8 protein-coding genes and 1 pseudogene are annotated in these 6,809 nt (G+C 72.9%); 5 read left to right on the forward strand and 4 right to left on the reverse strand.

The window, feature by feature from the left end; all coding sequences use genetic code 11:
• Together IE180_RS35545 and cynR are read right to left on the reverse strand one after the other, a co-directional pair.
• Positions 1 to 229: pseudogene (locus tag IE180_RS35545) on the reverse strand (heme-binding protein); the annotation flags it as partial.
• A 184-nt stretch (positions 230 to 413) separates the two neighbouring features.
• Positions 414 to 1,313 carry a transcriptional regulator CynR gene (gene cynR, locus IE180_RS35550; protein ID WP_190161081.1) on the reverse strand — a complete coding sequence of 300 codons (900 nt, stop codon included), beginning with the start codon at positions 1,311 to 1,313 and terminating at the stop codon, positions 414 to 416.
• An 83-nt stretch (positions 1,314 to 1,396) separates the two neighbouring features.
• Between cynR and IE180_RS35555 the strand changes: the two genes are divergently transcribed.
• The 5 genes from IE180_RS35555 (at position 1,397) to IE180_RS35575 (ending at position 4,843) form a co-directional block, all read left to right on the forward strand.
• Positions 1,397 to 1,993: a carbonic anhydrase gene (locus tag IE180_RS35555; protein WP_190161082.1), complete on the forward strand. Its 597-nt coding sequence runs from the start codon at positions 1,397 to 1,399 to the stop codon at positions 1,991 to 1,993.
• 51 nt (positions 1,994 to 2,044) lie between these two features.
• Positions 2,045 to 2,515 carry a cyanase gene (gene cynS, locus IE180_RS35560; protein WP_190161083.1) on the forward strand — a complete coding sequence of 157 codons (471 nt, stop codon included), beginning with the start codon at positions 2,045 to 2,047 and terminating at the stop codon, positions 2,513 to 2,515.
• A gap of 231 nt (positions 2,516 to 2,746) precedes the next feature.
• Positions 2,747 to 3,508 (forward strand): SDR family NAD(P)-dependent oxidoreductase, encoded by a 762-nt coding sequence (locus IE180_RS35565; protein ID WP_190161084.1) that lies wholly within the window; start codon positions 2,747 to 2,749, stop codon positions 3,506 to 3,508.
• Positions 3,509 to 3,596: 88 nt separating this feature from the next.
• The gene (locus IE180_RS35570) at positions 3,597 to 4,307 is read left to right on the forward strand and encodes a TetR family transcriptional regulator (RefSeq protein ID WP_190161085.1); all 711 of its coding nucleotides are present in this window, start codon (positions 3,597 to 3,599) and stop codon (positions 4,305 to 4,307) included.
• A gap of 152 nt (positions 4,308 to 4,459) precedes the next feature.
• Positions 4,460 to 4,843, forward strand: coding sequence for a zinc ribbon domain-containing protein (locus IE180_RS35575; protein ID WP_190161086.1), 384 nt, complete (start codon positions 4,460 to 4,462; stop codon positions 4,841 to 4,843).
• A gap of 105 nt (positions 4,844 to 4,948) precedes the next feature.
• Here IE180_RS35575 and IE180_RS35580 read toward each other — a convergent pair whose 3' ends face one another.
• Positions 4,949 to 5,905: an electron transfer flavoprotein subunit alpha/FixB family protein gene (locus IE180_RS35580; RefSeq protein WP_190161087.1), complete on the reverse strand. Its 957-nt coding sequence runs from the start codon at positions 5,903 to 5,905 to the stop codon at positions 4,949 to 4,951.
• A gap of 33 nt (positions 5,906 to 5,938) precedes the next feature.
• Positions 5,939 to 6,724, reverse strand: a complete 786-nt coding sequence (locus IE180_RS35585; protein WP_030694643.1) for an electron transfer flavoprotein subunit beta/FixA family protein — start codon at positions 6,722 to 6,724, stop codon at positions 5,939 to 5,941.
• Positions 6,725 to 6,809 lie beyond the last annotated feature (85 nt).

The raw sequence follows: 6,809 nt of genomic DNA on the forward strand, positions 1-6,809 counted from the left end.
CGGCGTCCAGCGCCGCCTGCGCGGCCTTCGCGGCCGCCTCGATCGTCAGGTGCGTCGAGCGCGTCGTGTTCTTGTTCTTGGCGTCCGCCGCGGCGGACGGCGCGGCCGCCGTGCCCTCGCCGGTGGCGCTCGCGGAGTAGGCCCCGAAGCCGCCGAGGGCGAGGGCGGCGACGAGCGCGCCGCCGGTCACGGCACGGGTGCGCGAGGAGGCCTTCTTCACGTGCTTCATGGGATCTGCTCCAGGGAACTCGGGGGACCGCGGGAGCCGTCGGGGAGCCGTGGCCCGCTCCGTCCCCATCCTGGTGCCGCACCCCGCCGCCGCCCGTCGTCGTCCCGGCTGCACCCGGCGCCCCGGGCGGTGGACCCCGGGGTCGACCGATCGGTCGACCCGCGAGGAGAGGATCCCGTGCGGGTCAGTTCCCCCGCGCCCCGCCTCCCCACCGCGCGGCCAGCTCGGTGAAGGCCCCCGCCGCCGCGCTGCGGTAACCGGCCGCGCGCCGCAGGAGGGCGACGGCGCGGGACGGGAGGGCGGGGGAGAGCGGCACCGGGCTCAGCCACGGGTGGTCCCGGGTGACGGCGTCGGGCAGGACGGTGGCCAGCGCGGTGCGCCGGACGATCTCGGTGAGCGCGGTCACCGAGTCGGCCTCCACCGCGATCGCCGGGCGGACGCGGTGCTCGGAGACGTACGCGTCGATGTGCAGCCGGGTCGCGAAGTCGCGGCTCAGGAGCGCGAGATGATGCCCGTTCAGTTCCCCGGCCGACACCGGATCCGTCCGCCCCGCGAAGGGGTGCTCGGGGCCGACGACGAGACCGAGGGTCTCGGTGAACAGCTCCGTGGCCTCGACGCCCGGGAGGTGCTCGCCGTGGAAGGCGATGCCGAGGTCGAGCCGGTCGGCGAGGAGTTCGGCCTCGATGCGGTCCTGGGGCAGCTCCCGCACGTCCACGCTGATGCCCGGGTGCCGGGTGTGGAAGCCGGCGACCAGGGGACCGGTGAGGTACGCGGTGAAGGTGGGGGTGACCGCCAGCCGCAGGTGGCCCCGGGACAGGTCGTGCACGTCGAGCACCGCCCGCTCGCCCGCCGCCAGGTCCCGCAGGGCCCGCCGGGCGTAGCGCGCGTAGGTCTCCCCGGCGTCCGTGAGACGCACGGTGCGGCCGGTGCGGTCCAGGAGCTGCGCCCCGAGGGCCTTCTCCAACTGCTTGATCTGCTGGGACAGGGTGGGCTGGGCGATCCGGAGCTCTTCGGCGGCACGGGTGAAGTTCGCGTGCTCGGCGACGGCGAGCAGATAGCGGAGGTGACGGAGTTCCGGCTGCATGCGGTCGACTATAGATGCCATCTATGACAGATATCGAGAACAGGTCTTGGACGCTATAGGGCCTGGTCGTGCACGGTGGGGACATGCCTCATTTCGCCGAGGGAATCGCCCGCTTCCAGCGGGAGGTCTTCCCTGCCAAGGCCGGTCTCTTCGCCCGCCTGGCCACCGTCCACCGGCCCGGCACGCTGTTCATCGGCTGCTCGGACGCCCGTGTCGTACCCGAACTGATCACCCAGACCGATCCGGGCGAGCTCTTCGTGATCCGCACCGCCGGCAACCTCGTCCCCGCCCACACCCCCGGCGCCGACGGAGTCACCGCCGGCGTCGAGTACGCCGTCACCGTGCTCGGCGTGCGGGACGTCGTCGTCTGCGGGCACTCCGCCTGCGGCGCGATGACCGCGCTCGCCGAGGGCCACGACCTGGGTTCCGCGCCCGCCGTCGCCGCCTGGCTGCGGCACGCCGACGCCTCCCTCGCCCGCGCCGCCGTCGGTGGCACCGTCGACGTGGCCGCCCTCGTCCGCGAGAACGTCGCCGCGCAGCTGGCGAACCTGGCCACCCACCCGTCGGTGGCCCGCGCCCTCGCCGCGGGCGAAGTGCGGCTGCACGGCTGGGTCTTCGACATCGCCGACGGCACCGTCGAGGAACTCCCCGCCACGGCGAGCACCGCGCTCGCCGCCTGACCCCCTCCGTCAGGGGCGCCCCTGACGAAAACACGAAAGGACGTACCTCTCATGGTGCACGCCCAGTTCGATCCCACCGCCCGCCGCGCCCTCGCGATCGCCGCCGTCGACGCCAAGATCCGCAAGGACCTCAGCTGGCAGCGGATCGCGGACGCCTCCGGCCTCTCCGTCGCCTTCACCACCGCCGCCGTCCTCGGCCAGCACGCCCTGCCGGAGGAGTCCGCCCGGGCCGTCGCCGACCTCCTCGGCCTGGACGAGGACGCGGTGCGACTGCTGCAGACGATCCCCACCCGCGGCTCCCTCGACGGCGCCGTCCCCACCGATCCGACCGTCTACCGCTTCTACGAGATGCTCCAGGTCTACGGCACCACCCTCAAGGAGCTGGTGCACGAGCAGTTCGGCGACGGGATCATCTCCGCGATCAACTTCACGCTGGACGTGAAGAAGGTCGCCGACCCCGAGGGCGGCGAGCGCGCCGTCATCACCCTCGACGGCAAGTACCTGCCCACCAAGCCCTTCTGAGACAGGGCCGGGCGGGGAGGACGGTCCGGCGCCACGCCGGCCCCCGCCTCCGTACGGTCCGGCGAAGGGATCCCGCCCCCGGCTCGGCCTCCGCTTCCGGGGGCGGCACACACGGTTCTATGGTGGGCGGCGCAGATCGCGCGGACCGCGCGGTCCTCCGCGGGCACGCGTCCGATCCGGCGGCCATCCCGGCGGCGGGGTCGCACCCGCACGACACGAACGAGGAGTTCCATGGACATCGCCGGCTCCGCCGCTCTCGTCACCGGCGCCGCTTCCGGCCTCGGCGCCGCCACCGCCGCCGCACTCGCCGCGCGCGGCGCCACCGTCTACGGCCTGGACCTGGACAAGGCCGTGGCCGCCGCCGGGCCGCTGCCCGATGGCGTCCGGCTGCTCGCCGCGGACGTCACCGACGAGGGCCAGGTCCGCGAGGCGCTCGCCGCGATCGACGCCGACGGCGCCGAGCTGCGGCTCGCCGTGAACTGCGCGGGCATCGCCCCCTCCGCCCGCATCCTGGGCCGCAAGGGACCGCACGACCTCGCCCTGTTCCGCGCGGTGCTCGACGTCAACCTGCTCGGCACCTTCAACGTGATGAGGCTCGCCGCCGAGGCCATCGCCCGCCACGAGCCCGACGAGCACGGCCAGCGCGGCCTCGTGGTCAACACCGCCTCCATCGCCGCCTTCGAGGGCCAGGTCGGACAGATCGCGTACGCCGCCTCCAAGGCGGGCGTCGCCGGGATGACCGTCACCGCCGCGCGCGACCTGGCGCAGTTCGGCATCCGGGTCGTCACCATCGCCCCCGGCATCGTCGACACCCCGATGATGGCCGGCTTCGGCGAGGACGTCCGGGCGGGCCTCGCGGCGAGCGTCACCTTCCCGCAGCGCCTCGCGCGCCCGGAGGAGTACGCCCGGCTCGTGACGATGATCGCCGAGCACGACTACCTCAACGGCGAGACGATCCGCATGGACGGCGCCCTCCGCATGAGCGCCCGCTGAGCCTCCGTACCCCCTTCACAGCACTCGGTGCCGGATTCTTCCGGCACCGAGTGCTGTGAAGACCCGTCCGGGTGTTAGGTTCGAACCCATGGGAACAGCCTCGACGAACTCCACGAAGCCCGCGATGCGGGACTCCCTCATCGCCGCGGCCTTCCAGCTCTTCCTGGAGCGGGGCTACGAGCAGACCACCGTCGACGACATCGTCACGCTCGCGGGCGTCGGCCGGCGGTCCTTCTTCCGGTACTTCCCGTCCAAGGAGGACGTGGTCTTCCCCGACCACGAGCAGTGCCTCGCCGACATGACCCGCTTCCTCGCCGCGAGCGCCGACTCCGACGACCCGGTCGTCCGGGTCTGCGACGCCGCCCGGCTCGTCATGCGGATGTACGCCGAGAACCCCACCTTCTCCGTGCAGCGCTACCGGCTCACCCGCCAGGTCGCCGGACTGCGCACGTACGAGCTGTCGGTGGTCTGGCGGTACGAGAAGACCCTCGGCGACTACCTGCGCACCCGATGGGCGGACCGCAGGGACGGCACCCTGCGCGCCAACGTCGTCGCGGCGGCCGTGGTCGCCGCCCACAACCACGCCCTGCGGCACTGGCTGCGCTCGGGCGGCGAGGGCGACCCGCTGGCCGAGGTCGACGGGGCCCTGGAGTTCGTCCGCGCCACCTGGGCCACCGGCGGCCAGGCGACGGACGCGCCCGCCGAGGAGGCCGAGGACGTCGTCGTGGTGATCACCAAGCGCTCCACCCCCATGTGGCGCGTGGTGCGCGAGGTGGAGTCGAGCCTCGGCGAGGGCTGAGGGGTCACCGGAGGATCTCGGGAGGGTCACCGAACGGCCTCGGGGTTCTCGGTATCTCGAATTGAGGGAACTCAGGTCTTTATTTGATGGCACTCAGTGCCATATCTTTGCCCCATGCACGGTCGAGCCGCCGAGTGCAAGGAGAAGGCATCGTGTTCCACACGGGAATGAGGAGCGGGACCGCCGTCCAGGCCGAGGAATCGGCCCCCGAGTCCGAGCTGTACTTCCAGCGCTGCCGCTGGTGCCACACCACGACGTTCCAGCGTCTGCTCTGCCCGACCTGCGGGTCGACCGACCTGGCGCCCGAACTCAGCGGAGGCGAGGGCGTGATCTCCGTACGGCGCGGGGTCGCGGCCGCCGACGCCGACCTCTGGCCGGTCCACATGACGGAGGGTTTCGTCGTCCGCTGCCGCGTCGACGGGCCGCTGCACGCGGTGCGCCCCGGGGTCCGGGTCAAGCTCGCCGGCGCCGCCTCCGCCGGGCGCAGGCCGGTCGTGCGGCTCTGCGAGGAGGTCCCCCTCGACGGCTGGTACTGAGCGCCGGGCGCGCACACGAGCAAGGGGCGGGTGGCACAGAGTGCCACCCGCCCCTTGCTTCTCCGGGTGTGGGACCGGCGAAGGCCGGTCCCACCCGTCATGCGATCAGCGCGCGCCGATCTCGTCCGTCAGCTGCGGCAGCACCTCGAAGAGGTCGCCGACCACGCCGTAGTCGACCAGGTCGAAGATCGGGGCCTCGGGGTCCTTGTTGACCGCGACGATCGTCTTCGAGGTCTGCATGCCGGCCCGGTGCTGGATCGCGCCGGAGATGCCCGCCGCCACGTACAGCTGCGGCGAGACCTGCTTGCCGGTCTGGCCGACCTGGTTGGAGTGCGGGTACCAGCCGGCGTCCACGGCGGCCCGGGAGGCGCCGACGGCCGCGCCGAGCGAGTCGGCCAGCTTCTCGACGACCGCGAAGCCCTCGGCCGCGCCGACGCCACGGCCGCCGGAGACCACGATCGCGGACTCGGTCAGCTCGGGGCGGCCGGTGGAGACGCGCGGGGTGCGCGAGACGACCTTGGCGGCGTTGCCGGTGAAGGCCACCGTGACGTTCTCGACCGTGCCGGCGGCCGGAGCGGCCTCCGGGGCGGCGGAGTTCGGCTTGACGGTGATGACCGGGACGCCGCGCGAGACCGTGGACCTCACCTGGTACGAGGCGGCGAAGACGGACTGCGTGGCGACGGGGCCCTTGTCGCCGGCCTCCAGCTCCACGGCGTCGGTGATCAGGCCGGAGCCGAGGCGGAGCGCGACGCGGGCCGCGATCTCCTTGCCCTCGCCGGAGGAGGTCACCAGGACGGCGGCCGCCCCCTTCTCCCGGGCGAGCTGGGTGAGCGCGTCGACCTTCGGGACGACGAGCTGCTCGGTGAACTCGGCGCCGTCCGCGACGTACACGGTGGCCGCGCCGTACTCGCCGGCCGCGGCGGCGATCGAGGCGGCGGCCTCGCCGGCGCCGAGGACGACCGCCGAGGGCTCGCCGATGCGGCGGGCCAGGGTCAGCAGTTCGAGGGCCGGCTTGCGGACCGCACCGTCGGCGTGGTCCACGAGAACCAGGATCTCAGCCATGATTCCTTGCTCCTGAGGTGGGATGACGGCGGGTCAGATGAACTTCTGGGTGGCGAGGAAGGCGGCGAGCTGCTTGCCGCCGTCGCCCTCGTCCGTGACGATCGTGCCCTGGGTGCGGGCCGGGCGGGCGGCCACGGCGTCGACCAGGGTCCAGGACCCGGCGAGGCCGACCTCGTCGGCGTCGATCCCCAGGTCGTCCAGGTCCAGCTCCTCGACCGGCTTCTTCTTGGCGGCCATGATCCCCTTGAAGGAGGGGTAACGGGCCTCGCCGGACTGGTCGGTGACCGAGACGACGGCCGGCAGCGGGGCCTCCAGGAGCTCGGTGGCGGCGTCGCCGTCACGGCGGCCCTTCACCAGGCCGTCCTCGACGGAGAGCTCCGACAGCAGGGTGACCTGCGGCAGGCTCAGGCGCTCGGCGAGCAGCGCGGGCAGGACGCCCATCGTGCCGTCGGTCGAGGCCATGCCGCAGACGACCAGGTCGAAGCCGGTCTTCTCCAGGGCCTTGGCCAGGATCGCGGAGGTCGCGATGACGTCGGAGCCGTGGATGTCCTCGTCGTTGACGTGGACGGCCTTGTCGGCGCCCATCGACAGCGCCTTGCGCAGCGCGTCCTTGGCGTCGTCCGGGCCCACCGTCACGACGGTCACCTCGGCGTCGTCGGACTCCTCCGAGATCCGCAGGGCCTGCTCGACCGCGTACTCGTCGAGCTCCGAGAGGAGCCCGTCGACGGCCTCGCGGTCGGTCGTCAGGTCGTCGGCGAAACCGCGGTCGCCGGTCGCGTCGGGGACGTACTTCACACAGACAGCGATCTTCAGGGTCACGGCCTGTCTCCTTTCGAAAGGCTGGTGGCTACGGGAGGTTGCGGGCCATGACGATGCGCTGGACCTGGTTGGTGCCCTCGTAGAT

This window comes from Streptomyces litmocidini (genome assembly GCF_014649755.1).
Classification (GTDB): Bacteria; Actinomycetota; Actinomycetes; order Streptomycetales; family Streptomycetaceae; genus Streptomyces; species Streptomyces litmocidini.

What these genes read in the sequence shown, in the direction of transcription:
- IE180_RS35580 (WP_190161087.1), bottom strand. Translation starts at nt 5,905, where the DNA reads ATGGCTGAGATCCTGGTTCTCGTGGACCACGCCGACGGTGCGGTCCGC.
- IE180_RS35565 (WP_190161084.1), top strand. Translation starts at nt 2,747, where the DNA reads ATGGACATCGCCGGCTCCGCCGCTCTCGTCACCGGCGCCGCTTCCGGC.
- IE180_RS35555 (WP_190161082.1), top strand. Translation starts at nt 1,397, where the DNA reads ATGCCTCATTTCGCCGAGGGAATCGCCCGCTTCCAGCGGGAGGTCTTC.
- IE180_RS35570 (WP_190161085.1), top strand. Translation starts at nt 3,597, where the DNA reads ATGGGAACAGCCTCGACGAACTCCACGAAGCCCGCGATGCGGGACTCC.
- cynS (WP_190161083.1), top strand. Translation starts at nt 2,045, where the DNA reads ATGGTGCACGCCCAGTTCGATCCCACCGCCCGCCGCGCCCTCGCGATC.
- cynR (WP_190161081.1), bottom strand. Translation starts at nt 1,313, where the DNA reads ATGCAGCCGGAACTCCGTCACCTCCGCTATCTGCTCGCCGTCGCCGAG.